Origin of the sequence: Streptomyces sp. CLV115 (genome assembly GCF_038448545.1) — a bacterium.
Lineage (GTDB): Bacteria > Actinomycetota > Actinomycetes > Streptomycetales > Streptomycetaceae > Streptomyces > Streptomyces sanglieri.
On record NZ_JBCEWQ010000002.1, the window covers coordinates 62,192 to 84,504 of the forward strand.

Annotated in this window: 24 protein-coding genes and 1 pseudogene; 18 read left to right on the top strand and 7 right to left on the bottom strand. The window is 69.1% G+C overall.

Going from position 1 to position 22,313, the window contains the following annotated elements:
• Positions 1–2 precede the first annotated feature (2 nt).
• Entirely contained in the window at positions 3–1,625 is a 1,623-nt protein-coding gene (locus tag AADR41_RS00965) for a beta-N-acetylhexosaminidase (RefSeq protein ID WP_342279430.1), read from the top strand.
• 149 nt (positions 1,626–1,774) lie between these two features.
• On the opposite strand, the gene AADR41_RS00970 is transcribed toward AADR41_RS00965, so the two are convergent.
• A complete protein-coding gene (locus AADR41_RS00970) occupies positions 1,775–2,488 on the bottom strand; it encodes an FMN-dependent NADH-azoreductase (RefSeq protein ID WP_342279431.1) in 714 nt (237 codons plus the stop codon).
• Positions 2,489–2,561: 73 nt separating this feature from the next.
• On the opposite strand from AADR41_RS00970, the gene AADR41_RS00975 reads away from it, so the two are divergent.
• Positions 2,562–3,488, top strand: coding sequence for a sigma-70 family RNA polymerase sigma factor (locus tag AADR41_RS00975; RefSeq protein WP_342279432.1), 927 nt, complete (start codon positions 2,562–2,564; stop codon positions 3,486–3,488).
• A gap of 16 nt (positions 3,489–3,504) precedes the next feature.
• On the opposite strand, the gene AADR41_RS00980 is transcribed toward AADR41_RS00975, so the two are convergent.
• Positions 3,505–5,037, bottom strand: coding sequence for an MFS transporter (locus AADR41_RS00980; protein ID WP_342279433.1), 1,533 nt, complete (start codon positions 5,035–5,037; stop codon positions 3,505–3,507).
• 198 nt (positions 5,038–5,235) lie between these two features.
• On the opposite strand from AADR41_RS00980, the gene AADR41_RS00985 reads away from it, so the two are divergent.
• The gene (locus AADR41_RS00985; protein ID WP_342279434.1) at positions 5,236–5,463 is read left to right on the top strand and encodes a hypothetical protein; all 228 of its coding nucleotides are present in this window, start codon (positions 5,236–5,238) and stop codon (positions 5,461–5,463) included.
• Positions 5,464–5,948: 485 nt separating this feature from the next.
• Here the strand turns inward: AADR41_RS00985 and AADR41_RS00990 are convergent, their stop codons facing one another.
• A complete protein-coding gene (locus tag AADR41_RS00990; protein WP_342279435.1) occupies positions 5,949–6,401 on the bottom strand; it encodes a nuclear transport factor 2 family protein in 453 nt (150 codons plus the stop codon).
• Positions 6,402–6,803: 402 nt separating this feature from the next.
• Here AADR41_RS00990 and AADR41_RS00995 point away from each other — a divergent pair, with 402 nt between their 5' ends.
• The 5 genes from AADR41_RS00995 (at position 6,804) to AADR41_RS01015 (ending at position 10,992) form a co-directional block, all read left to right on the top strand.
• On the top strand, positions 6,804–7,307 hold the full coding sequence (locus AADR41_RS00995; protein ID WP_342279436.1) for a nuclear transport factor 2 family protein: 504 nt from the start codon (positions 6,804–6,806) through the stop codon (positions 7,305–7,307).
• A 66-nt stretch (positions 7,308–7,373) separates the two neighbouring features.
• A complete protein-coding gene (locus AADR41_RS01000; RefSeq protein WP_342279437.1) occupies positions 7,374–7,946 on the top strand; it encodes a TetR/AcrR family transcriptional regulator in 573 nt (190 codons plus the stop codon).
• Positions 7,947–7,983: 37 nt separating this feature from the next.
• The gene (locus AADR41_RS01005; RefSeq protein ID WP_342279438.1) at positions 7,984–8,952 is read left to right on the top strand and encodes an alpha/beta hydrolase; all 969 of its coding nucleotides are present in this window, start codon (positions 7,984–7,986) and stop codon (positions 8,950–8,952) included.
• A gap of 586 nt (positions 8,953–9,538) precedes the next feature.
• On the top strand, positions 9,539–10,201 hold the full coding sequence (locus AADR41_RS01010; protein ID WP_342279439.1) for an SGNH/GDSL hydrolase family protein: 663 nt from the start codon (positions 9,539–9,541) through the stop codon (positions 10,199–10,201).
• Between the two features lie 206 nt (positions 10,202–10,407).
• Complete coding sequence (locus tag AADR41_RS01015) at positions 10,408–10,992, top strand: hypothetical protein (protein WP_342279440.1); 585 nt, start codon at positions 10,408–10,410, stop codon at positions 10,990–10,992.
• 81 nt (positions 10,993–11,073) lie between these two features.
• Here the strand turns inward: AADR41_RS01015 and AADR41_RS01020 are convergent, their stop codons facing one another.
• Positions 11,074–11,484: a GNAT family N-acetyltransferase gene (locus AADR41_RS01020; protein WP_342279441.1), complete on the bottom strand. Its 411-nt coding sequence runs from the start codon at positions 11,482–11,484 to the stop codon at positions 11,074–11,076.
• Positions 11,485–11,685: 201 nt separating this feature from the next.
• On the opposite strand from AADR41_RS01020, the gene AADR41_RS01025 reads away from it, so the two are divergent.
• Complete coding sequence (locus AADR41_RS01025) at positions 11,686–12,414, top strand: ArsR/SmtB family transcription factor (RefSeq protein WP_342279442.1); 729 nt, start codon at positions 11,686–11,688, stop codon at positions 12,412–12,414.
• A 6-nt stretch (positions 12,415–12,420) separates the two neighbouring features.
• Here AADR41_RS01025 and AADR41_RS01030 read toward each other — a convergent pair whose 3' ends face one another.
• Both AADR41_RS01030 and AADR41_RS01035 read right to left on the bottom strand, forming a co-directional pair.
• A complete protein-coding gene (locus tag AADR41_RS01030) occupies positions 12,421–12,753 on the bottom strand; it encodes a glyoxalase superfamily protein (RefSeq protein WP_342279443.1) in 333 nt (110 codons plus the stop codon).
• A 403-nt stretch (positions 12,754–13,156) separates the two neighbouring features.
• Positions 13,157–13,720: a cysteine hydrolase family protein gene (locus AADR41_RS01035; RefSeq protein ID WP_342279444.1), complete on the bottom strand. Its 564-nt coding sequence runs from the start codon at positions 13,718–13,720 to the stop codon at positions 13,157–13,159.
• A gap of 856 nt (positions 13,721–14,576) precedes the next feature.
• On the opposite strand from AADR41_RS01035, the gene AADR41_RS01040 reads away from it, so the two are divergent.
• The 7 genes and pseudogenes from AADR41_RS01040 to AADR41_RS01070 form a co-directional block, all read left to right on the top strand.
• Positions 14,577–15,368, top strand: coding sequence for a GH25 family lysozyme (locus tag AADR41_RS01040; RefSeq protein WP_342279445.1), 792 nt, complete (start codon positions 14,577–14,579; stop codon positions 15,366–15,368).
• A gap of 158 nt (positions 15,369–15,526) precedes the next feature.
• Entirely contained in the window at positions 15,527–16,669 is a 1,143-nt protein-coding gene (locus AADR41_RS01045) for a glycoside hydrolase family 3 N-terminal domain-containing protein (protein ID WP_342279446.1), read from the top strand.
• Positions 16,670–16,833: 164 nt separating this feature from the next.
• Complete coding sequence (locus AADR41_RS01050; RefSeq protein WP_342279447.1) at positions 16,834–17,382, top strand: GNAT family N-acetyltransferase; 549 nt, start codon at positions 16,834–16,836, stop codon at positions 17,380–17,382.
• Positions 17,383–17,818: 436 nt separating this feature from the next.
• The gene (locus AADR41_RS01055) at positions 17,819–18,334 is read left to right on the top strand and encodes an NPCBM/NEW2 domain-containing protein (protein ID WP_342279448.1); all 516 of its coding nucleotides are present in this window, start codon (positions 17,819–17,821) and stop codon (positions 18,332–18,334) included.
• Between the two features lie 451 nt (positions 18,335–18,785).
• A complete protein-coding gene (locus AADR41_RS01060) occupies positions 18,786–19,334 on the top strand; it encodes a TetR/AcrR family transcriptional regulator (protein WP_342279449.1) in 549 nt (182 codons plus the stop codon).
• Entirely contained in the window at positions 19,331–19,984 is a 654-nt protein-coding gene (locus AADR41_RS01065; protein WP_342279450.1) for a hypothetical protein, read from the top strand. The genes AADR41_RS01060 and AADR41_RS01065 overlap by 4 nt, the downstream gene beginning before the upstream one ends.
• A 46-nt stretch (positions 19,985–20,030) precedes the next feature.
• A pseudogene (locus AADR41_RS01070) lies at positions 20,031–20,299 on the top strand (prolipoprotein diacylglyceryl transferase); the annotation flags it as partial.
• Positions 20,300–20,323: 24 nt separating this feature from the next.
• Here the strand turns inward: AADR41_RS01070 and AADR41_RS01075 are convergent.
• Entirely contained in the window at positions 20,324–21,001 is a 678-nt protein-coding gene (locus AADR41_RS01075) for an esterase/lipase family protein (protein WP_342279451.1), read from the bottom strand.
• 99 nt (positions 21,002–21,100) lie between these two features.
• Between AADR41_RS01075 and AADR41_RS01080 the strand changes: the two genes are divergently transcribed.
• Together AADR41_RS01080 and AADR41_RS01085 are read left to right on the top strand one after the other, a co-directional pair.
• The gene (locus AADR41_RS01080) at positions 21,101–21,403 is read left to right on the top strand and encodes a hypothetical protein (RefSeq protein WP_342279452.1); all 303 of its coding nucleotides are present in this window, start codon (positions 21,101–21,103) and stop codon (positions 21,401–21,403) included.
• Positions 21,403–22,194 (top strand): carbon-nitrogen hydrolase family protein, encoded by a 792-nt coding sequence (locus AADR41_RS01085; RefSeq protein WP_342279453.1) that lies wholly within the window; start codon positions 21,403–21,405, stop codon positions 22,192–22,194. Before AADR41_RS01080 ends, AADR41_RS01085 begins: the two co-directional genes overlap by 1 nt.
• Positions 22,195–22,313: the final 119 nt, after the last annotated feature.

Sequence of the window (22,313 nt, forward strand, 5' to 3'; positions counted from 1 at the left end):
CGATGTTCCTCCCTCGCCCCACATCAGTACAGACCGACAACGGCGAGTTCGTTCTCGACGCCTCCACCGCGATCACCGCCGCGCCGGAGCTGCGTTCCACAGCCCGCTGGCTGCAGTCGGTCCTGCGGCCCTCCACCGGCCTGGACCTGCCGTTCCTCCCGCACCCGCCCGAGGCTCAGCAGGCGATAGACCTGCGGCTGGGCGAGGGCCTCGGCCCGGAGGCGTACCGGCTCCGGGTGAGCTCCGACGGCATCGTCGTCGAAGGCGGCGACCGGGCCGGCGCCTTCTACGGATGCCAGAGCCTGCTGCAGTCGCTGCCCGCAGAGGTCCACCGCCGCTACGAGGTGGCCGGGGTGCGATGGGCGGTGCCCGCCGTACGTGTCGAGGACGCGCCGCGGTTCGCCTGGCGCGGCACGATGCTGGACGTGGCACGCCACTTCATGCCCAAGCACGACGTGCTGCGCTTCCTCGATCTGATGGCCATGCACCGCCTCAACACACTGCATCTGCACCTCACCGACGACCAGGGCTGGCGGGTGGAGATCCTGCGGCACCCGAGACTCACCGAGGTAGGTGCGTGGCGGCGAGAGTCCCCGCTCGGCGCGCCGCCCGAGGCGCCGGGGGACGGACGGCCGCACGGCGGCTTCTACACCCAGGACGACATCCGCGAGATCGTCGGATACGCGGCACAGCGGCACATCACCGTCGTCCCCGAGGTCGACATACCCGGGCACTCCCAGGCCGCGATCGCGGCCTATCCCGAACTGGGAGTCGGCGGCGAACCGGCGGAAGTGTGGACGCGTTGGGGCGTCAACCCCCGCGTCCTCAACACCGAGGAGTCGACCGTCGCCTTCTTCCGCGACGTCCTCGACGAGATCATGGACCTCTTCCCCGGCCCGGTCGTCGCAGTGGGCGGCGACGAGTGCCCCACGACCGAGTGGAGCGAGGACAGGCGCACCCAGGAGTTGATGCGCGAACGCGGGCTGCGCCACGAGAACGAGCTGCGGTCCTGGTTCGTACGGCAACTCGGCTCACACATCACATCGCGCGGACGCCGTCTGCTCGGCTGGGACGACCTGCTGGAGGACGAGGTGCCGGCCGGATCCGTCGTCGCCTCCTGGCGCGGCATGACCGGTGCCGTCACCGCGGCCCGCAGGGGCCTGTACGTGATCGCGTGCCCGGACGACCAGGTGTATCTCGACTACCGGCAGTCCGACCGGTCCGACGAGCCGATCCCCGTGGCGGTGCCCGTCACAGTGGAGACGACGTACGGATTCGACCCGGTTCCGCCCGAGCTGACGGACGCGGAACGCGAACACGTCCTGGGCGGCCAGGCCAACATCTGGACCGAGCACATGGACTCGCCACGGACCGTCGACTACTTCGCCTTCCCCCGGCTCTGTGCCGTCGCCGAGGCGCTGTGGACCACCGGCGAGCGTCGGTACGAGGAGTTCCGCGGCCGCCTGGACCACCATCTGGCCCGTCTGGACGCCGTCGGTGTGGAGTACCGCCGCGAGACCGGCCCCCTGCCGTGGCAGACCCGTCCGGGCATCGTGGGGCGGCCGTCGACGCTCGCCGAGCGGGAGGCGTTCATCGACGAACTCGTGGCCGACATCAAGTCCTGACCCCCGCGGTCCACAGGGCATCGACGATCCGACCGGCGGCTTCGGCAGAGAGGAGGCCGCCGGCAACGCCGGTACCGCCGAAATCACCGGTCGCCCCGGGCCCGGCTCCTTCACTCACGTCCGCGTTCCGCGTACGACCGGAGCCGGGCTCACACGGTGGTCCGGCCCACCGGGAGGCGGGCGGCGGCCAGGGCGGTCACCTCCTCCCGTGCCGAAGCCAGCGAATTCACCGCCAGCGGTTGCTGGTGGGCCAGATGCGGCACCACTGCGGCCATCGTCAGCTCGGCGCTGACGAAGTGGATGTTCTCCTCGGCCACGCCCTGCTTGCCGAAGTAGGCCCGGAGGTAGGGCGTCTGGAAGTCCCACGCCTCCTGCGGAGTACCCGGGCCGTAGGACCCGCCCCGCGTTGTGATCACCACAACCCTCGTGGCGTGCAACAGGCTTTTCCCGGTGTCCGGGTGCGTGAACACGCCGGGGAGTCCAACCCGGTCGATCCACGCCTTGAGCAGGGCGGAGACCGAGAAGTTGTACATCGGGGCACCGATCACGACGGTGTCGGCAGCCAGCAGCTCGGTGATCAGCGGGCGGGTCAGTGCCCATTCCCGTTCCTCCGCCGGGCTGCGGATCCATGCGTCGATGTCGGCCGGGGAAGGAAGACCGTTCCGCTCCAGTCGCCGCCCCAGCGTGCAGTAGGCCGTATCCAGTGGTGGGACCGGATCGGCGGCCAGGTCCCGGTAGCGACAACGGTCTCCGGCACGGCCGTGCTCAGCGCGCCAGGTCTCGGCGAACAACGCGGTCAGTTCCCTGCTGACCGAATCACCGGAGCGATCGGCACTGGAATCCAGATGCAGCAAGGACGTCATGGGAGTCTCCTGTCACCTCGGGCTGCTCGCATTCGTCATAGTGGTGACGAGTCGGGACGAGGAAAGGTGACCGGTGAACGAGTGCGACGGGCTGGCCGAACACTTCGAGGCGCAACGCGGCCGGCTTCAGGCGGTGGCCTACCGGTTGCTCGGCTCACCGAGCGAAGCCGAGGACGCCGTGCAGGAGGCGTGGCTGCGTCTGGGCCGGACAGACGTCGGCGCCGTGGACAATCTGGCCGGCTGGTTGCGGACAGTGGTGACCCGCATCTGCCTCGACATGCTGCGCGCCCGCACGGCACGGCGGGAGGACCTTGCCGAACAGCAGGTGCTCGATCAGATCTCGGAGCCCGTTCAGGGCAGCCGGCCGGAGGACAGCGCTCTGCTGGCCGACTCGGTGAGCCGTGCGCTGCTCGTCGTGCTGGACGCCCTTGAGCCCGCCGAACGTGTTGCCTTCGTGCTGCACGACATGTTCGCCGTTCCGTTCGGCCAGATCGCGCCCATCCTGGAGCGCACTCCCGTGGCCACCAAGAAGCTCGCCAGCCGCGCGCGCCACAAGGTGCGGGGCGTTCCCGCGGTCCCGGCGGATGAACTCGACCGTCACCGCCGGGTCGTCTCCGCATTCCTGTCGGCCGCTCGGGCCGGTGATCTCGACGCGATCCTCGCGGTGCTCGCACCCGACGTGGTGCGCCGCAGCGACCCCGCTGTGCTGCCCCCCGGCGCGGCCGCCGAGCTCCGTGGCGCGCGGGCCGTGGCGGAGGGGACCGTACTCCTCGCGCACAGGTCGCGTCTCGCGGAACCGGCCCTGGTCGACGGCAGGGTGGGGCTCGTGGTGGCTCCGGGTGGCCGGTTGCTGATCGCGATCACCTTCACCGTCGAGAAGGACAGGATCGCGGCGTACGAAGTGATTGCGGATCCCGACCGCCTCCGCCGCCTCGACCTGGCCGTTCTCACCGAGTGCGGTGTCGACGCCGAGCTCCGGCACCGCACCGGCCGCCGGTAGGGGGACGGCGGACCGGTCAGTGCGCGTTCTCGGTGGGCCGGATGCCACGGGGGATCCAGGCCCAGGCCGCCGCCGCGGCGACCAGGGCCAGAGCGGATCCGATGGCGAAGGCCGGTGTCATGCCGTGGGTGAAGGCGCGGGCCACCTGTTCCAGGAGCGAGGCACCCTGGGCGCCACCGATTTCCTGGGCGGCATGGGCTCCCTCACCCACCGAGTCGTGTGCCGCCGCCGGGGCGGAGGCCGGCAGGCTGCTTCGGTACAGGGCGCCGGCCAGGGAACCGAGCGAGGCCACCCCGAGGGCAGCGCCGAGCTCGTAGCAGGTCTCCTCGATCGCGGCCGCGCCACTGACGTGCTCGTTGGGTGTGGCGGCCATCAGGGTGACCGAAGCCACCGTGGTGGCGAGCCCGGCGCCGAAGCCGATGAGGGCGAGGGCGGCCGCCATGACGGGGTACCCGAGGTGATCGTCACCGTCCTGGGCCAGCCAGGGCAGGACCAGTCCCGTGGCCATCAGGACCAGGCCGGATGCCATCACATGACGGATCGGCAGGGCACGCATGAGTGCCGGGGCGAGCAGGGAGGTCACCACCAGGGCCAAGGGTGCGGGCAGCACCCGCAGTCCCGCCTGGAGAGGAGAGTAGCCCTGTGCGTACTGGAACCACTGCGTGAGCAGGAACAGGACTGCGCCGAGCGCGACCATGCCCAGGAAGAGGACCGTGGCCGAGACGCTGAAGGCACGGCTGGTGAACAGACGCACATGCAGCAGGGGGTGGGTCAGGCGTAGCTGACGGCGCACGAACAGGGTCAGGACGACGGCTGCGAGCGCCAGCAGCAGCCAGGGCAGGGGCGAGGCGAGCCCGCTCTTGCCGAGCTGCTTGATACCGGCGGCCAGGGCGATCATGCCGACGATGGACTGGGCGACGCCGGTCCAGTCCCAGCGTCCGGCGCGCGGCGCGAACGATTCGGGCAGGAACCAGGCACCGAGGGCGATGACGGTCAGCGCGATGGGCACGTTGAGCAGGAAGGCCGACTGCCAGCCGTAGTCCTCGACCAGTAGCCCTCCCACGACGGGGCCAAGCGCCATGCCGCCTCCCATGACCGCTGCCCACACCGCGTAGGCGAACGCCCGCTCGCGGGCGTCGGTGAAGACGTGCCGCAGGATCGACAGCGTGGTGGGCATGATCGCGGCGCCGCCGACGCCGAGCAGCGCGCGGGCTGCGATCACCTGCCACGCCTCGGTGGCTGCCACGGCACCCAGCGAGGCCGCCGCGAACAGTGCGAAGCCGACCAGCAGGAGTCGCTTGCGACCCCACCGGTCGCCCAGCGCACCGGCGGTCACCAGCAGTCCGGACAGGGCGAGCGCGTACACATCGATGATCCACAGCTGCTCCACGGCGCCGGGCTGAAGATCGGCGACGAGCGAGGGGAAGGCGACGTTGAGGATCGTGGTGTCCATCGCGATCAGCAGCAGGCTGCCGGAGAGGATCGCCAGGACTACCCAGCGGCGCGCGTGCACACGGTCTGCGACCGGGGTCACGGCGGGGCGGGACATTGAGACTCCAGAGGGTTGAGTAAGACTTGTGAGTCTTAATTGAGACATCAATGTATCACTGGCGCTGCGCTCGGACAATGGGCGGTGCTGCCGGACGCGGCTCCGGCCGGGCAGAAACCGCAGCAGCCGGCCGTGTGTGCGTCGAATCGCCCGCCTCGGCCGAACCGTCCGGTCGACCTCCAGGTAGGCTCGCCGGTCATGTCCCTATCAAGACTTGTATGGATCACCCCGCGCAGGGTGACGGCTGCCGCCGTCCTGGTCGCCGTATTCGCATCAGGCTGGTACCTGGGGCAACCGGTCCGGCTTCCGGCGTGTGACGCGCCGATGAAGACCGTGCGCTACAGCGACTACCTGGCGGCCGACGGTGTAGGGGACTGCGACGAGAAGCCGCGACTGCTGGCCTGGCTCACGGGGAATCTCCGCTGAGGGCAGGAGATGTGACGGCCGTGGTGGCGACCTGCGGGCGTCGGTGTCGGCGTTGGCCTCGGCAGTGGCAGTGGCAGTGGCAAGAGTTGGCCTGCCTGGGATCCAGCGGCCCTGGGGCGGCCCTCGTGCGGCCTGCCGGTCGGCCCGACGGCCTGGCGAACACACCGGACTCGCAGGAGGCCGGACGATCTGCGGGGCCTGTTCGACAACCTCGCAACGGGCGTCGTCCGGCCGACCGGCGGCGGAATCGTGCCGCCCGTGCTGGTGTCCACCGTCGGTGCCGACGAGGCGGTTCATGCGTTGGGCAGGACCGCGGCCGGTCGGCGCGGTCCTCCGGGAGCGGCACGCGGGCCAATGCGAAAGCAACCCGCTCAAGGGGCGCCGTGATGGGGCGGCCCGCCACGGCAAACCGGTCGTCCACTGCGAAGTGACCGGGCCGGTAGCAGTCGGCAATGAATGGCTGCGATCATTTGCCGTCCATGCGACTAACGGGCCTCACCGCTCTCCGCGTTGAATGCCTGAGCCACGGCGAGACTGTCTTCGTAGACATGGTGACGGGTGACCAGACCGTGCTCGACCGTGAGGTGCAGCGCGAACCGCGCACGATACGCGCGCCCGGTGGGCCGGGCGGTTTGGCGGATCTCGCCGAGCACGACCGCATCATTGCCATCGACGAGGATGCGCTCGACCTCGGTTGCCTCCTGCCCGGGCACATGGTGCTCCGCGAGTTCGCGATAGTGAGCCGCGGCGTCGCCGCGTGTGCGCCGATGCCGGATCCAGGGGGTCGCGGCGCGGCCGTGTTCGGACTCCGGCCAGTCCAGCTTCCAGTCGCCCCGCTCGGCATAGAGTTCGGCGATGCGATCGGGGTCGCCCTCGCCGATCCGACGCAGCAACTCCTCCACCACGGAGCGCGTGGTAGTGGGTGTGTCCAAGGGCATGGCCGTTCCTTCCGTTGCGGAACCGCGCATCGACGCGGAGAGATCACATTCTTTCCAGCCCTGAGGCCTTCGACGATTACCTCCCGGGTAATGGCCACCCCGTCCGATTTCTGCAACAGCCCTGGTGCCATGGCAGGTAAGGCCCGCTGCCGCCCAGTCTCCTGTGGCGGGCGCATCGGCCGATGTCCGCAGTCGACCGGCGAGGCCGAAGCCGACGGCAGGGAAGCCCGGCCCGCCGTCCGGCGCAGCGTGTCATCGCCACCCGTCCCGACCTGGTGAACAGCGATGCGGCGTTGGGCGAGCCGGCCTGGAACTGAGGCAAGGGCCACGCGGACGAGGCCGCGAGCCGGCGGGGTCGGAAAGGTGTTGTGATGCCGATTCGCTCGTTGATACGAATTGGGGATGCTTGCCACTGAAGCATTTGATCCCATGGACCGCCTGCTCGCCGAGCGAGCCTGCGAGCGTCTGATCATCGAGTTCGTGCACAGGCTCGACCTCGGCGACCCCGGTGAGGTGGCCGAGTTGTTCGTGGACGACGGGGTCTGGGAGTGGGCTGAGGGAGACCGCCGGATCCAGGGCCGTGACGCGCTTCGCTCGTATTTCGCCGGCCGGCCCGCCGGCCGTCTTTCACGCCGGATGTGCACGAACATCCTGGTGACCCTCACATCCGGGTCGACAGCAACGGCGATCACCTACTTCACGACCTACCGCGTCGACGGACATACCAACGGCTTCGAGCCTCCGCGGATCCCCACACAAGTGGGCCACTACGAGGACGCGTTCCTCAAGGTCGACGACGTTTGGCTGCTCCGTTCCCGTTCCTTGTTCCTGGCATTCGCCGGACCGACCGAGAGCCTTGAACCGGCCACCAAGTCGCAAGTTCAGCCTGGCGACGAGCGTGGGTGAACCGGCGGAGCCCGGGGGAGCACTCGAAACTTTACACATTTAGATGTGGGTGTTAATTTTGTAGCCATGCCGAAGGTTCCCTCCTCCCAGCTCGTCCTTGACGCCGCCTACCGCTGCTTCTGCCGCAACGGATACCGCCGCACCACGGTCTCCGACATCGTCGAAGAAGCGCAGATGTCGCGCCCGACGGTCTACAAGTACGTCGGGAGCAAGGAAGAAGCGATAGTCAAGGTCGTCCGGTCCCGGCTGGAGCAGGCAGGCGTTGCATCGCGCGCGGCCGCCGAGTCGGCGGGCACGCCCGAGGAGAAGGTTCTCGCCGTGCTCACGGTGAAGCTGGAGGTCGCCATCCGGCTCTGGCAGGACAGCCCCTCCCATGCCCACGAGCTGCTTCTTGCGGCCACCGCCCAGGCGCCCGACCTGGTCACCACCTACACCGACGGCCTGGCCGTACTCCTGACATCAGCCCTGGCGGAGGTCGTGCCGGACACCGCGCGGCAGGCCGCCGCCGTCCTGCTCACCTTCACCCGGGGCCTGGAGGACGACCTGCGCGACGCCGACGCCGTGCGCGGCGAACTCGCCGCCGGCGTGCAGATGATCACCCGCGGGGCGCTCACCCGCTCCACATCCACCCCGGCCTGACCTCACAGGTCGGACCCTGCCGAAAGGCGCCCCCCTCGTGAACACCACCCCTGCCCCCACGTACTACCGCGCCCAGCAGGCATGGCGCGACCTCCAGGAGTTCCTGCCCGAGCGGCTGCGTCTGACCGACGCCACCGCGCCCGAGGAGGAGTTCTGGGAGTGGCACGGCCACCGCGTCCACCTCGACCGCTACCGGAATCCCGACGCGAAGGCCAAGGTCGTCCTCCACCACGGGGTCGGAACCAACGGCCGCCAGATGTCCCTCATCCTCGGCGCCCCGCTCGCCGAGCGCGGCTTCGAGACCGTGGCCCTGGACAACCTCGGCTACGGCCTCACCCAGGTGAAGCCCGGAACCACCCCCTCCTACGACGACTGGGTCGACCTCGTCGTCGACTTCCTCGCCCACGAGCAGTCCCGCGACGACCGCCCCATCGTCCTGTACGGACTGAGCGCCGGCGGAATGCTCACCTACCACGTCGCCGCCAAGGCCCCCCGCGGCACCCTGCGCGGCATCGTCGGCATGACCTTCCTCGACCAGCGCAACCAGCAGGTCCGCAACGAGACCTCCCACGACAAGCTCACCGCCCGAGCGGGCGTCCCCCTCATGGGCCTGCTCGCGAAGACACCGGCCGCCTCCGCCAAGTACCCCATGAGCCTCGCGTCCAAGATGTCGGCGCTCGCCAACGACCCGGACGCCATGAAGGTCCTGATGAAGGACCGCACCTCGGCCGCCAACTGGGTCAGCGTCCGTTTCCTCGACAGCTACGCCACCTACACCCCCGCCGTCGAGCCGCCCTGCTTCGACGCCTGCCCCGTGCTCCTCACCCAGCCCGCCGAGGACCGCTGGACCCCACACCACCTCAGCGTGCCCGTCCTCTCCCGCATCACCAAGGTCCCTGTCGACACCGTCATGCTCGACAACGCCGGCCACTACCCCCTCGAAGATCCCGGTCTCCAGCAGATGGAGGACGCCGTCGCAGACTTCGTCACCGGAAACACCGCCTGACCCGAACGGCCCCGCCCGTCGGCCCCGAGCCATCGGCGGCTGAAATCCGCCGGGAACGTGCCCATCAGCAAGACGCCCCACACGCGCTCTGCCCCGCCGCCCTGCGCCGGTGAACGCGCCCTGCTGGAAGCATGGCTGGGTCTTCACAGTGCGGCCCTCGCCCCGAAGCGCTCGGGCCCGGGAGACGATCAGCTGCGACTCGCTGTGGTGTCACCGTCGTTGATGACACTGCTCAGTCAGGAGACACGGCCCAATGACCTGAGTCGGAGCCTCGTCGGCACTATGGCGACGACATCACGGACCTTGTCGAAGAACAGTGGCTCCGTGGACCCCTCGAAGGCCCGAGCCCGGTGCGGGACGAGTGTGAACGCCCGCCGGATCTGCGGGCCCGGCGACTGGGGCCTCCCCGTGGCCGCCACCATCGACCTGGTCGAGCGACGCTCTGACCAGGGGTGATCAGCGGCCGGCGCCGCGGTGTCGGTGGTATTTCGGGGCTTGTCGGTCGGATGTCGGTGGGGGCCGGCACCTTTCGAGAGGTCCGGCCGGATGCCCATCCGGCTGTGGGTCCGGGATCCAAGGAGCGCATATGACGATCACTGTCCGACCGGGCAGCACCATGATGTTCACCGGTGATTCGATCACCGACTGCCAACGGCTGGAGAGCGAGGACGGTCTCGGTTTCGGCTACCCGCTGCGCGTCGCGGGCGAGTGGGGACTGCGGCATCCCGATCGCCCGGTGACCTGGCTGAACACCGGGATCAGCGGCGACAAGGTGATGGACCTCGAAGCCCGCTGGCAGGCAGACGTACTCGACGCGCGTCCGGACGTGGTGTCGATCCTCGTCGGGGTCAACGACATGGGCTGGCACACGCTGGACCCGAAGGGGTACGTGATCCCCGTGGAGGAATTCGCGGCGGGCTACGACCGTCTCCTCGCGCCCCTTGCCGAGGCGGGCACGGAACTGATCCTCATCGAGCCGTTCCTCCTGCCGATTCACGGCGTCGTGGAGGCCGGTGCCATGCGCATCGGAGAGGAGGAGCGAAAGGAATGGCGTACCGATCTGGACCCGAAGATCCATGCCGTGCGCAGACTCGCCAGCACCTACGGCGCGCAACTGCTCGCCGCCGACGCCATGTTCGCCGACCTCGCCGCGACGACCGGACCGGAGCACTGGAGCGCGGACGGCGTGCACCCGACGCCGGCCGGCCACGCCGCACTCGCGGCGGCCTGGCTGCGCCTGGTCACGTGATCGGCCTCGTGACCACCCGCGAACCGCAGGTGTTCACGGCCCGCCCCGGCGGGCAACCGCAGTCCGGGGCCGTCGCGGTCCGATCGCCGGGAACCGTCCGGCGTACGGGCCGCGACGGACGCGGCCGGAACCGACCCGCGCACCCCGCGTCGCCGAGACGCATCCCCTTGCCCCGGCCGGCGAGCAGACCCATAGCATCCCCTGTCATGGCTACAGTGATCCTGACCGTCGGGCTGGCGTTCATCGGCTACCTGGCGACCTACCTGAACGGTCTGCGCCTTGCGCAGAGGCAGGCCCGACTCGCGCGCGTCAATCAGCAACTGAGCGACTTCTACGGGCCGTTGTTCGCCCTCATGGAAGCCAACAGCCGCACCTACGACACGTTCTCCGAGAGGTACGCCCGCCCGGACGGTCGTGACCCGTTCCGACACGACACGCCACCCACCGATCAGGAGCTCGCGCAGTGGCGCACCTGGGCCACCACCGTCTTCATACCGAACATCAAGACCATGCGGGACGTGGTGGTGACAAGGGCCGACCTTCTCATCGAGGAGGAGATGCCCCAGGCCCTCCTCCAGCTCTGCGCCCACGTGGCGGGCTACGAGATCACGGCTGCGCGATGGGCCCAGGGCAACTACGAAGAGCACCTGTCGCTCATACCCTTCCCGGGGCGGGACCTCAAGGAGTACACCTGCGACAGGTTCACACGGCTGAAGAGCGAGCAGGCGCAGTTGCTGGGACACACTCGTACCGGCGGCGGAAACCGGTGGACCCGCCTCGTCGGGCGATGAGACGCAACTTCCGTACCCGTATCCAGGGTGGGCGGGCGCCGTCTCGTGCAGCGCCGGACGACGCCCCACCCCGCTGTCCGGTCAGACGCTGCCGGTCCCGGCAACGAGTTCCTTTGTCATGAAGACTCGGCCGGCCCCCGGCGGATCGCAGGGAACCTCTCCCAGGAGCCTCCAGCCCTGTTTCCGATAGAAGCCGGGGGCCTGGAAAGTGATCGTGTAGAGCACGGCCGCGCGGCAGCCGCGGGCGCGGGCCTCGTTCTCGGCCTGTCGAAGGATCTCCCCACCCAGTCCGCCGCCACGAAGCCCAGGGGGCAGGAAGAAGAGGTCGACGAAGAACAGCCCGAGCGAGGTGCGCCCGGTCAGCCCGCCGATCACCTGATGTGTCTCGGGATCACGGACCAGCACGGCGAGCGGTCTGCGGTCGTCGATTCCCGTTCTCTCGGTGTTGAACCGGTCCAGTGCTTCGGAGATCACCGCGATGTCCGCAGGCATCGCGGAATCGGTGACCACGAGATCTGTCCGGGGCGCCGGGCACGGCGGCACGCTGACGGGCGGGTCGGACGCGGGCATGGTTCCTCCGGTGTGTGAGCGCAGGCGGCGCGCCTCCGGCCCAAGGGCGCCTCGGGCATCTGGTGACGCTAAGGCGTGGACGCTTCGACGGGCGTCGAACCGAGGTCAGCGACAATTGCCGGCATGGATACTCAGCGCGCAGGTCAGGACGTGGGCGTCGACCTGGCTGCCGTGGCCGGGCTGCTGGCCGACGGGACCAGGGCGGCCTTCTGCCTGGCCCTGCTCGACGGCCGGGCATGGACCGCGAACGAGCTGGCACGTCATGCCGGGGTCGCGCCCTCGACCGCGACGTCGCATCTCAACCTGCTCGTCAGCGGCGGACTCCTGGCCGAGGAGCGGCACGGACGCCATCGCTATGTGCGAGTGGCCGACCACCGGGTGGTCGAGCTGATCGAGGGCCTGGCCGCGCTTGCCCCGCAGCGGACCGCCCGACCGCGTTCACTGTCGGCCTCCGGCCGTCAGCAGGCACTGGCCCGTGCGCGACTGTGTTACGACCACCTCGCCGGAACCGTCGCGCTGGCGATCACCGACGCCATGGTCGGGCGTGGCCTGCTGGAGTGGGGGCCCGAGCCCGGGCTGACCAGCGGGGGAGTGTCCTGGCTGGCCGAGGTCGGCATCACGGGTCCGAGTGGCTCACGCCGCCCGCCGGTGCGTGCATGCCTGGACTGGACCGAGCGCCGGCCCCACCTGGGCGGCGCGGTGGGTGCCGCACTGTGCAGCCACGCCCTCGCCGTCGGCTGGGTCACAAGGATCGGAACGACGCGCGCGCTCGCCGTGACCTCCACCGGCCGCCGGGCATGGAACGACTACTTGGGCCTGCCGCCGGAGCAGCTCGGCGCAGCGGGCTGCTGAGCGAATTCACTCGGCCGGCGTGCCGATCCGCAGGCGGTTGCCGTCAAGGTCCTGAAGCTCGATCTCACGTGCCCACGGGGCGTCCTCCACGTGTACGCCGAACTCGGCGGCGACAGCTTCGACATTGTGGACACGCATGTACACCAGCGTGTCGGGGCGGGCGTCGCCCGTGTGTTCCGACAGGAACAGCCGGACCTGGCCCCGGGCGACCTCGACGAACGCGGGCAGTCCCGCTTCGAAGCGATGTTCCCACTGTTTGGTGAAGCCCAGACGGCCGTACCACTCGACCGCCGCCGCAGCGTCCTCGACGCGAAGAATGGGGATCACTTGCTCGTCCATGTGCCCATCGTCCCAGGCCGGTCCGGCGAGGCGGGCACCGCTCGGTCCGGCACCCGGCCACAGGTGGTCCGCCGGTCCGGGCGGCCGGCGGGCGTCAGCCGCCCGCCGGCGGAACCCGGTACTCCCGTTGCCCGGTCCGCGGTCGGAACTGTCGCGCCTCAGCCGTATGTGCACACCCGCATGGTGGCGGGGTGTCCTGAGCGAAGCTCCCGCGCAATGCCGTATTCACCGCACCCGGTCGAGCACTGTCTTGAGGCGAACACCCGGAATTCGCCCGGACTTTCTTGGTGTCGCCGCCCGTGATCTCTCACCGGAGCCGGAGCCGGATCCGGAGCCGGAGCCCGATGCGCGGATCAGTCCGTCCGATGACATGCCGCAGCGGAACGCGGTGCTGACCGAGCCTTCAGTGACGGGGTGTGATCGTGTCGACCCAGTCGTCGACGCTGACGACGTCCGCCCACTGTGGGAACAGCCTCTCGGTGAGGAACCGGTGCACCTCCGGGTCGGTGTCCAGACAGGCGTCGGCGAGGACAGTGAGGCCGAAGTCCAGGTCGTTGGCCTGGCACAAGGTGTGCAGCACCACGGCGCTGGTGGCGATGCCCGTGAGAACCAGGCTGTCGATGCCGTGCGCCCTGAGCACCACGTCGAGGTCGCTCCCCGAGAACGCGCTCGCTCGTCTCTTGGTGACCACCACCTCACCCGGCCGTGGCGCGACATCCGGGTGGATCTCGGTGCCGGCGTCGCCCTCGACATGGAGTCCGGCTCGCGCGACGGCGGTGAGAGCCCTGTTGCGCGGGCTGACGTCCGGAAAGCCGGGGCGCAACGCGATGACTACGTAGATGACGGGGACGTTCGCAGCCCGGGCGGCGTCGATTGCCCTGCGCAGACGAGGCAGGTACCCCGAGCCGTCGTCGGCAATGTCGACGACGGCTCGCTGGACATCCATCACGAGAAGGGCGCTGGTCATTCGATCTCCAGGAGCGACATCGGTTCGGCACTGAAGTGGGACGGGTCCACCATGCCCGGGTAGTGCGCGGTCGCGGGCATCGTGGCAGTCTGCCCGCCGGGGGCGCGTTACACCAGGCGGCCCGCCAGGGTGAGTTGGGCCGGCACGTCCGAGGGGTTGCTGGTCGCGCATACGGGGGATGGCGGCGCAGCAGGGGCCCCCGCCCCGGCCCTTCCGATGCGGTGATCCCGCCCGAGTGCTCGGGGCCGCCGTCGTCATCGGGATTGGGGACGATCGTTGCGGCGGCGGCGCCTTCTCCTGGCTCCGAACGCGCTCCACGAGAAGGTGGCGACATGTCCCCACCCTCCCTCGGGCGCGGCACAGGCCGGTCTTCAGTGATCGGTGCCGTGTCCCGTGCCATCAGTGCAACGCCACCCATCCGGGCCTCTAACTCACTTTCCGCCCAAGCCACTTGAAAAAATTTCTGCCGACGTCGAGCCGTTTCCGCAGTTCACTGGAGTGCAGATGGGTCTAGACCACTAACGAATCGGAAAACTATTTACCGGGCACGCGTTCTCGTGGCTCAATGTGTCGTGTTCGCGTCAAACGGACGCGCGTAGATCCCTCTGTGGGAAAGCGCACGGCCGACTCCTCCTGACCGGATGCACGCCGACCTTTCTGTTTGCCGCGTCGCACCGTACCCGCGCCGGCGCGCTGAGATCCACCGCACCGAAGGACCACTCGGAACCACTGAATCTCACCCCCCACCAAGCAGGAGGAAACCTTGTTCCCCAGGAACCGTTCCCCCAAGTCCATACAGCAAAGACTCACTGTGGCAGGTGTCCTCGGCACGAGTGCCGCGCTGACTCTCAGCCTCATGTCGGGTACCGCCTCCTCGGCACCACTGTCGTCGGACAGCGCAGTGCCGCAGGGCAAGGGCTACATGGGCGTGGGCTACGTCCAGGACCGCAAGGACTTCAAGCCGGACACCCGGCAGCTCAAGCTCGACACCACGCCGGATGCGAACCTCCTGGCGAACCCCGTGGGCATCGACATCTCCAGCTGGCAGGGCGGCATCAACTGGGGCTCCGTCCGTGGCGCGGGCATCGAGTTCGCCTGGATGAAGGCGACCGAGGGCACCACGTACAAGGACCCCACGTTCAGCGCCAACTACCTGGGCGCCTACAACGCCGGCGTGATCCGGGGCGCCTACCACTTCGCGCGGCCCGACGTGTCCGGCGGCGCGGCACAGGCGGACTTCTTCGCGAGCAACGGCGGCGCCTGGTCCCGCGACAATCTGACGCTCCCCGGCGTGCTGGACATCGAGGGAACCTGCTACGGCAAGACGCCCGCGGCCATGCAGTCCTGGATCCTCGACTTCTACAACAAGTACAAGGCCCGCACCGGCCGCGACATCGTGATCTACACCAGCGCGAGCTGGTGGAACTCCTGCACCGGTGGCTGGACGGGCATGTCCGCCAGGAGCCCGCTGTGGGTGGCCCACTGGACCTCCGCGGGCAGCCCCAGCATTCCGCAGGGCTTCCCGTTCTGGACCGTCTGGCAGTACACGTCCACCGGCTCGGTGAGCGGCATCTCCGGGAACGTCGACCGCGACCGCTTCAGTGGCGATCGCTCCCGCCTGCTGGCCCTGGCCAACAACACTCCGTGACGGCGGGCCCGAGCGCGCGGTGATCACCTCCGGGGACCGGTGACCCCGGCGTGTTCGGCACGGCGGGCCGGAGCAGACCGACCGACTGTCTGCTCCGGCCCGGATCGCCGGCCGATGGTCCGGGCCGGGCACAACGACAGTTCACGAAGGAGAAAGTCATGAGCTCCACACCACATCCCCTCAGCAGGCGCGGCGCTCTGCTCGCCGGAACAGCGGCCCTGGCCGGCGGGATGGGGCTGGCGGGCCGTTCGGACGCGGCCGTGCGCATTCCCGAAAGAACGCGTACCCCCCTGCCCGCTCCGACCCCGGAACAACGCGCCGGACAGTGCGTCATCCACTCCTACCCGGGGCTCACACCGCCGGCCGGGCTGATGGACGCGATCAGGCAGGGCCGTACGGCCGGGGTGATCTTCTTCGGGGAGAACATCGAGAGCCTGAGCCAGATCGAGGGCGTCGTCCGGGAGATGAACGAGGCGAACGCCTCCGCCCCCGTGAAGGCCCCGCTGCTCCTGATGACGGACCAGGAGGGCGGCATGGTGCGCCGCCTGCCCGGTGAGCCCGTGCTGTCGGCGAAGGACGTGGGCAGTGCCACCGACCCGGAGGGACAGGCGGAGTTCACAGGCAGCGGTGCGGGCATGAACCTCGCGGGCGTCGGGATGAACGTCAACCTGGCGCCGGTGCTCGATGTGTACCGGCGGGCCGGCGACTTCACCGACCAGTACGAGAGGTCGTACAGCAAGGACCAGGATGCGGTCGGCACATGTGGCTCGGCCTTCATCACCGCGCAGCAGAACGCCGGAGTCGCGGCCACCGCCAAGCACTTTCCCGGCCTCGGACCCGCCTCCGCGAACCAGAACACCGACCTGGGGCCCGTCACCCTCACCACGTCCGTGTCCACGCTGCGCAGCGTCGACGAGGTGCCGTACCGTGCGGCGATCTCGGCCGGGACCAAGCTGGTCATGCTCTCCTGGGCGGTCTACCGCGCGCTGGACGCCGACCGGCCCGCCGGCCTGTCCCCGACCGTGGTCGGCGAGCTACGGAACCGGCTCGGCTTCCCGGGCGTGACGGTCACCGACGCGCTGGAGGCCGGGGCGCTTCGGGACTACGGCAGCACGGCGGAGCGGGCTGTGCTGGCAGCCGCGGCCGGCATGGACCTGATCCTGTGCTCGGCCCGCGACGTCGCCCAGGGGGAGGAGGCGGTGACCGCACTGGGCGAGGCCCTGGCGGCCGGCACGCTCGACGGTGCGGCCTTTGACGCGGGAGCCGCGCGCGTCAACGCCCTTCGCGGCAGCCTGTCCTGAGCGGTACGACACCCTTGCCGGTCCGGTCCCCTCGGTGACTGGCTCCGGAAGCACCACGAACTCCTCGCACGAGGCCGTCGGAAAGCGGGGGCCGAGGGGAGCCGTGGGTCCGCCCGTGGGGGCCGGGTGGTCCGGCAACTGCCCACAGGGCCTAACGTTGGTCCATGCTCAAGATGCCGTCACGGGTCGAACTGCGCCCGCTCACCCTCGCCGACCAGGACGAGTTCTGCACGCTCGTGCGGGCCAGTTCCGAGCTGCACCTGCCGTGGATGCGGCTGCCCGCGACCGCGGAGGAGTTCCAGGCCTGGATGCGCCGCTTCGACGACGGCAGCAACCTGGGCTTTCTGGTCCGTGTCCGGGATTCCGGCGCAGCAGCCGGCATGGTCAACATCAACTCGATCATCCGGGGTCGCTACCAGGGCGCGTCCATCGGCTATGCGGCCTTCGCGCCGTCCGCGGGGTACGGGTACATGACCGAGGGGATCGCCGCCACCCTGGAACATGCTTTCACCGACCTGCGGCTCCACCGGCTGGAGGCCAACATCCGGCCGTCGAACAAGGCGTCCCTGGCCCTGGTCCAGCGGCTTGGCTTCCGCTACGAAGGGATCTCACCCGCATACCTCTACATCAACGGGGGCTGGCGGGACCATGAACGCTGGTCCATCACCGCACCGGACCCCTGGACTCCCGATCCGTCCCTTCCGGAGGTCTGAGCCGCACGGCGCTGCCCGCGAAACAGGCTGTGGCCACGAGCAGCGTCCTCGGAGCTGTTCCTGCCTTTCCCGCGCCGGCCAGACCCTCCGGGTGACCTGCACCTCCCGTGCCCCCCGGCTGCAACCCGGCTGCGAAGCAGGCGCATCATCGACCGGCCGAGTTCCAGCCGTGCGAGGCGGGGATCCCGTTTAATGCGTCTCTACTCGCAACGGGGAGGTACGGCCCATGAGTTCAGCAACGCCGCCCGACGACGGAGCGCCACCTCCGCCGCCACCGCCTCGGCCGCCCTCGCCACCAGATCCCGGGCCGCCGACGCCGGGACCGAGACGGATCGGTGAGATCGCCGCGCTTGTCTCGGCCATCACGGCTGTCATCGGTCTGCTGCTGGGGTTCTTCGGCCTGCCGACCGTGGTGAACTCTCCGACGGCCAGAACCGTGACAGTCACCAGAACCGTCACGGTCACCGCCACCCCCACCGTCGAGACACCGCCCGGGAAGCCGGCCGACGAAGACCCAGCACAGTCGCCCGCGCCCGCTCCGCTGCCGTCGGGTGAAGTCGCCCTGAGCGATCTCACCCCTCTCGGGGACTATCCCGACGACGAGTCCGGCCTCCGGACCGTGACGCTGGGAGGCAAGTCCTACTCCAACGCGATGGTTGTGAAATACCCCTGCCAGCCCGGCACCGAGTACAGCATCAACCAGAGGTACAAGAAGCTCGTCCTGACCGTGGGGCTCGACGACAACGCCGTTGCTGTGAGCGGGAAACTGGAGGTCATCGGGGACGGGAAGACCCGCAAGAACATCATGCTGGAGGTCAACAGGCCGCAGACCGTTTCGGTGGACATCGCCGGTGTGGTCAAGCTCGGCATAGAGGCCGACATCAGTGAGGGCAGCTCCTGCAACGACGAAGGAGTCGTGGTCGCGTTGGGGAAAGCGGTGCTGATGTCCTGATCCCGCCGGGGTGAACCGGGCGCAGCAGCTGCGCCGGGCGTCCCGTGCCGCCGTGACCTGACACCCCTTGCTCTGTCGCGGGAGCCGATTCGCCTGCGTCCGGAGGACGTGAAGGCGGCACTCGAAATCATCGACCTTGACGGCTAACACTGTTAGCCATATCGTGGCGCCACTTGGTGGACGGCGTTGGTCATGCCGGCCGGCCACGATATGAGGGGGACACAGTGAACACCGTGACAGTCAGCAGCACTTCGGGTGGCAACGTCTTACCCCCGACCCGCCGGGACGCAATGCGGATCGGCGGCCTTCCCCGCCGGGGCATCGGCGGCCGCCGGAGATGCGCGGGAGCCCTCGGCCGCCGCCGGTTGCGTGTTCCTTGCCGGGCCGGGCACATTCCGACGACATTGTGCGAAGCACACTGCGGGAATCGCGATCGAGAGGGTGGTCCGGCGTGACTGACCGCGCACAGCAGATCATGGCCGCTGCCCGGGAACTGCTCGACACCGAAGGCCCCGAGGCGTTGTCGATGCGACGCATCGCCGCGAGTGTCGGCGTCCGGGCGCCATCTCTGTACAAGCACTTTCCCGACAAGGCCGCTGTCGAGGCCGGGCTTCAGGCGCAGGGGATGACCCAGCTGGCGGAGGATCTGGAAGCGGCGGAAGCCGAGATCGGTGCTGAACCGCCGCTTCTCGTGCTCGCCCGCGCCTACCGGCAGCACGCACTCGACGGCCCGCATCTCTATCGCATCACCCACACCCAGCCGCTCGGCCGCACCGCCCTTCCCGACGGACTCGAAGACCGTGCGGCCATGCCGCTGGCCCGCGCGGTGCACGGCGACATCGACATCGCACGCTCGTTCTGGGCATTCGCGCACGGCATGGTCGTGCTGGAGCTCGACGGCCGCTTTCCGCCCGACGCGGACCTGGACGCGGCGTGGCGCACCGGCTGCGCTGCGTTCGCCCAGGCAATCCAGGACAAGACCAGAGGAGGGGCAGCATGACCACGGTCTCCCGACAGCCTGCTTCAGGCGTCACCGTCCGCGTCGCCGGATACACGCATGCCGCGGCCTGGATCCTCGGGCTCGTCGTCGCCTGGGGAGCCACACCCGAAGCCGGCGACACACGGGCCGCCATCGCGAGCGCGTATGCCGACAAGCCGGTCGAGGCCATGGCCCAGGCGCTGCTCGTTCACGGTGTGGCAGGGGTCGGCCTGGTGGTCGTCGCCACCGGACTGCTCGTCCGGTCCCGCCGTATCGGCAGTGCCGCGGCCCGCTTCGCCGGTTGGGCCGGAGGAGTCGCGGGGGTGCTCGCACTCGTACAGCTCGTCCTGGAACTGATAGCCGTGTCTGGAGCCGATCCGGCGTCACCGGGCAGAACCGGTGCACTGTTCGAGGCGGTCCAACGCGCGGACGGAGTCAAGATGTTCGCGCTCGCGGCGCTCGCGGCGGCCGCCTGCACGGCCTCGCGGCACGCCACGCAGCTGCGGCGTTGGGAAGCCGTCATCGGCTGGGTCCTCGCCGTTACGATCGCTGTGTCCGGCATCGGGTATCTGCTCCTTTCCACCGCCTTGACCCCGGTGGCGTACGTTTCACTGCCCCTGCTGCTGATCTGGATCGCCGCACTCGGCTCAGCCCTCGGGCGTCGGCCCTGAGACCGGAGTTGCGGTGCCGGGACCTGAGCCCGGGCCGGGCAGCGCAGTGGCCACCGAATTCGCCTGCCTTCCCAGTCCTTCGGCCGGGGTCCTTCACAGCGGCCCGGCTCCGCTGAGGCGGGTACGCCTTCCGCATCATCCGGGCAGTTCCATTCGGGCCCGCCGGTGGACGGCTGTACCACGTGATCGCCTGCCCCTATGCGTACTTCGGTGAACGCGGCAGCCGATCCGAGCCCTGTACGTGCGGGAGGGCGGGCCCGGCATCCGGGGCGCCATCGCCTTGGGCGGGATCGGTGCGTGATCGGCTGCCGCCGAGACTCTGCCCTCGGGGCAGGAGGACTACTTGAGTACGGTGTGCACCTGGTCCGCGACGGCTGGATCCGTCAGCAGCGCGTTGTGCTTGAGGCAGCCAGTCTCAACGTTGGCGGCCCCGTCCAGCATCGTGCTCGTGGTCGGAACGATCTGCTCGTCACAGCCGGAACGGAACGTCGTGTACCCCGTGGGTCCAGGTGTCGGGTCCGCTTCGTTGAGGTGCTGGACGACGTACGATCCGGGCGTCATGTCCCGGCACCCCTGGTCCCAGAGAGCGCAGAGATAGCCCAGGCTCGTGCCGTGATTGGGGCCGGCCAAAGACACCCAGTTCCGGACGGTGGTCCCGCCACCCCCGAACTTGATGTACCAGCGGGACGGGAGGCTGCCCAGGCTGTGCGCGACGATGTCGACCTGCTTCGCGCCGGTCTCGTCGAGCACGCGGCTGACGTAGTCGGCCAGTCGGGCACCCAGTACCTCGTTGGTCGACAGCGATGTGTCGTAGTCCCAGGCGAAGAAGCGGCTCTTCGGATCACCCGCGGACTCGAAGCGGCTGATCATCGTGGTCCAGACGCCCGAGTCGCTGTTGCGGCCGTGCACGAAGACGACCGGCGTTTCGGTGGACGCCGTCGGGGCTGCGACGGCCGGTGCAGACAGTGCGAGGGCGGCGACGAGCGCCGACGCGGCGGCGAGTGCTGGATGACGCATGAAGAAGTCTCCTGCTCTGAGCCGACCTCCTGGCCGGGCGGACTGCATGGTCACAACGAGTCGACATGATGGGGGATGCGGACTCCCGATGGAACCGTGATGCACGACCCGATGCGTCGGCACACCCTCGGCGAGGGCACTGTCCGGAACGGCCGGCGCTGTCGACGGAGACCCGGGCGCCCGCTCAGCGAAAGCCAGATCGCTCTGCGCTCACCCAAGATCGGCATCCGGCGTGAACAGGACCGATCCGCAGCCCTGTTCGCCCTCGCCGCCGAGCCTTCCGCCGCTATCCTCGCCCGGATGCTCGGCGGCCACATCCAAGTCGCCGTCCAGCGGCGGAAGGCATCCGGCGGCGACTGGGCTGCCTACGCAGACGAGATCAGCTGCCGAGAGAAGGACTGATGAAAGCCTCCATAGCAATCGCGCAATTTCCCATCACCTGGGACATCGAGCAAAACCTCGCAACCATCACCTCGCTCCTTGCAGACGTCCAAGCAGGTGAGATCGTCGTACTCCCCGAAGGTGCGCTGTCCGGCTACGGCGCCGACCTCTCAGCCCTCGAACGACTGCCGCTTTCGGTCCTCGCGCGCGCCATGGACCGCCTCGCAGAGCTGACGCAGCGCAGAGCCATCCACCTGTTCTGCGGCACGTTGCTGTTCGAACGTGGTGCTTGGAGCAATGCCGCCCTCTACTTCTCTCCGGACGGCACCCGCTGGACCTACCGGAAGATCAACCTGGCGATGAGCGAGCGAGGCCAACTCAGTGCCGGCTCCGAGCTTTCGACGCTCCCGATCCAGCTGGCGAGCGGGCCCATCACGCTCGGCGTCCAGATCTGCCGGGAGATCCGTTTCCCCGAGCAATGGCAGCATTTGGCCGACCGCGGAGCACAAGCTTTCATCTACCTCACCCATGCGGCCAACCCCTTTGAGCCCGCAGGGGTCTGGCGGAGCCACCTCATCAGCCGCGCAGCGGAGAACCAACGGTTCGTCCTGGCAGCCAACGTGGCAGATCCTCGCCAGCACTGCCCCAGCATGGTCATCTCACCGAGAGGGGAGGTCCTCGTCGAGGCGAACTCCGACGAGACCACCGTAATCAGAACCACGATCGACCTTGACGAGTCCGCCAATTGGTACCTCGGCCAGCGCCGACGAGACCTGTTCAAGTCGAGCTGTCCAGATCGGACAAACGTATAGCAACGCGACGGGGGATCCCTGCGGCCGGGCGTTCCGGGAGTTCCAATACCCGAATCCACCATTGGTCATCTGGCCCAAGGACGCCGGGGATGCCGGCCATTGCTGACAACGCCGTCCGC

What these genes read in the sequence shown, in the direction of transcription:
- AADR41_RS00965 (WP_342279430.1), top strand. Translation starts at nt 3, where the DNA reads ATGTTCCTCCCTCGCCCCACATCAGTACAGACCGACAACGGCGAGTTC.
- AADR41_RS00970 (WP_342279431.1), bottom strand. Translation starts at nt 2,488, where the DNA reads ATGACGTCCTTGCTGCATCTGGATTCCAGTGCCGATCGCTCCGGTGAT.
- AADR41_RS00980 (WP_342279433.1), bottom strand. Translation starts at nt 5,037, where the DNA reads ATGTCCCGCCCCGCCGTGACCCCGGTCGCAGACCGTGTGCACGCGCGC.
- AADR41_RS00985 (WP_342279434.1), top strand. Translation starts at nt 5,236, where the DNA reads ATGTCCCTATCAAGACTTGTATGGATCACCCCGCGCAGGGTGACGGCT.
- AADR41_RS00990 (WP_342279435.1), bottom strand. Translation starts at nt 6,401, where the DNA reads ATGCCCTTGGACACACCCACTACCACGCGCTCCGTGGTGGAGGAGTTG.
- AADR41_RS00995 (WP_342279436.1), top strand. Translation starts at nt 6,804, where the DNA reads ATGCTTGCCACTGAAGCATTTGATCCCATGGACCGCCTGCTCGCCGAG.
- AADR41_RS01000 (WP_342279437.1), top strand. Translation starts at nt 7,374, where the DNA reads ATGCCGAAGGTTCCCTCCTCCCAGCTCGTCCTTGACGCCGCCTACCGC.
- AADR41_RS01010 (WP_342279439.1), top strand. Translation starts at nt 9,539, where the DNA reads ATGACGATCACTGTCCGACCGGGCAGCACCATGATGTTCACCGGTGAT.
- AADR41_RS01015 (WP_342279440.1), top strand. Translation starts at nt 10,408, where the DNA reads ATGGCTACAGTGATCCTGACCGTCGGGCTGGCGTTCATCGGCTACCTG.
- AADR41_RS01020 (WP_342279441.1), bottom strand. Translation starts at nt 11,484, where the DNA reads ATGCCTGCGGACATCGCGGTGATCTCCGAAGCACTGGACCGGTTCAAC.
- AADR41_RS01025 (WP_342279442.1), top strand. Translation starts at nt 11,686, where the DNA reads ATGGATACTCAGCGCGCAGGTCAGGACGTGGGCGTCGACCTGGCTGCC.
- AADR41_RS01030 (WP_342279443.1), bottom strand. Translation starts at nt 12,753, where the DNA reads ATGGACGAGCAAGTGATCCCCATTCTTCGCGTCGAGGACGCTGCGGCG.
- AADR41_RS01035 (WP_342279444.1), bottom strand. Translation starts at nt 13,720, where the DNA reads ATGACCAGCGCCCTTCTCGTGATGGATGTCCAGCGAGCCGTCGTCGAC.
- AADR41_RS01040 (WP_342279445.1), top strand. Translation starts at nt 14,577, where the DNA reads ATGTCGGGTACCGCCTCCTCGGCACCACTGTCGTCGGACAGCGCAGTG.
- AADR41_RS01045 (WP_342279446.1), top strand. Translation starts at nt 15,527, where the DNA reads ATGAGCTCCACACCACATCCCCTCAGCAGGCGCGGCGCTCTGCTCGCC.
- AADR41_RS01050 (WP_342279447.1), top strand. Translation starts at nt 16,834, where the DNA reads ATGCTCAAGATGCCGTCACGGGTCGAACTGCGCCCGCTCACCCTCGCC.
- AADR41_RS01065 (WP_342279450.1), top strand. Translation starts at nt 19,331, where the DNA reads ATGACCACGGTCTCCCGACAGCCTGCTTCAGGCGTCACCGTCCGCGTC.
- AADR41_RS01075 (WP_342279451.1), bottom strand. Translation starts at nt 21,001, where the DNA reads ATGCGTCATCCAGCACTCGCCGCCGCGTCGGCGCTCGTCGCCGCCCTC.
- AADR41_RS01080 (WP_342279452.1), top strand. Translation starts at nt 21,101, where the DNA reads ATGCACGACCCGATGCGTCGGCACACCCTCGGCGAGGGCACTGTCCGG.
- AADR41_RS01085 (WP_342279453.1), top strand. Translation starts at nt 21,403, where the DNA reads ATGAAAGCCTCCATAGCAATCGCGCAATTTCCCATCACCTGGGACATC.